Origin of the sequence: Streptomyces boncukensis, assembly GCF_011045075.1 — a bacterium.
Classification (GTDB): Bacteria; Actinomycetota; Actinomycetes; order Streptomycetales; family Streptomycetaceae; genus Streptomyces; species Streptomyces boncukensis.
Map to the genome: position 1 here is coordinate 1 of NZ_JAAKZZ010001002.1, position 1,131 is coordinate 1,131.

Sequence of the window (1,131 nt, forward strand, 5' to 3'; positions counted from 1 at the left end):
GAGGAACCCCGGGCGTTCACGCCCAGGAGGAATCGCTCCTCTGGAATGCTCTGACGTGCACGGCAGCACGGATCCGAGCCTGTTGTCAGTGCTCCTTGCTAGGTTCACCGTGTGAAGATCGTGACGCAGGTGAAGCTGATGCCGGAGGCCGAGCAGGCCGCCGCGCTGTCGGCGACCCTGCGTACGGTCAACGGTCTGGCGAACTGGGTCTCTGAGGTGGCGTTCGCGGGCGATGTCCCGCGTGAGTACGAGTTGCGCAAGCACACCTACGCTCGCCTCAAAGCCGAGGGGCTCGGGGCGCAGGCCGCGCAGCACGTCATCAAGAAGGTGCGCGACGCGTACACCGCACTGCGCGCCAACCTGCGTGCCGGGAACCTCGGCAAGCCGGGCTCCAAGCGTCGCATCAGGGCCGAGTCCAAGCCGGTCGCCTTCCGGCCCGAGGCGGCGCAGCCGTACGACGACCGGTGTTTGAGCTGGCAGTACGACGCACAGACCGTATCCATCTGGACCACGGCCGGGCGCCTCAAGAACGTCCGCTTCGTCTGCTCCGCCGACGCACTCAAGACACTCCGTGAGTACCGCAAGGGCGAAGCCGACCTGATCGAGCGGGACGGCGTCTTCTACCTGATCGCCACCTGCGAGGTCCCCGAGGCCGAGACGTACGAGCCGGACGGCTTCATCGGCGTGGATCTCGGCATCGTCAACATCGCCACCACGTCCACCGGCTACCAGGCCGCCGGACGGGGTCTCAACCGCTACCGCAAGCGGCAGCTTGCCCTGCGGGCCAAGCTCCAGAAGAAGCGCACCAAGTCCGCCAAGCGGCGGCTCAAGGAGCGCTCCCGCCGCGAGGCGCGGCACGTGAAGAACACGAACCACATCATCGCCAAGACGATCGTGACCGAGGCTGAACGCACCTCGTCCGGGATCGCCCTGGAAGAACTCAAGGGAATCCGGCAGAGGGTACGGCTCCGAAGGCCCCAACGGGTCGCGCTCCACTCCTGGGCCTTCGCCCAGCTCGGAGACTTCATCGTCTACAAGGCGCGGCGGGTCGGTGTCCCGCTCGTGTTCGTCAACCCCGCCTACTCCTCCCGGGAGTGCGCGGAATGCGGACACGTCGACCGGCTCAACCGC

1 protein-coding gene is annotated in these 1,131 nt (G+C 67.0%); it reads left to right on the forward strand.

Going from position 1 to position 1,131, the window contains the following annotated elements:
- Nucleotides 1-138: 138 nt before the first annotated feature.
- On the forward strand, nucleotides 139-1,131 hold a 993-nt coding region (locus G5C65_RS37580), incomplete at its 3' end, for an RNA-guided endonuclease InsQ/TnpB family protein (protein WP_165303526.1).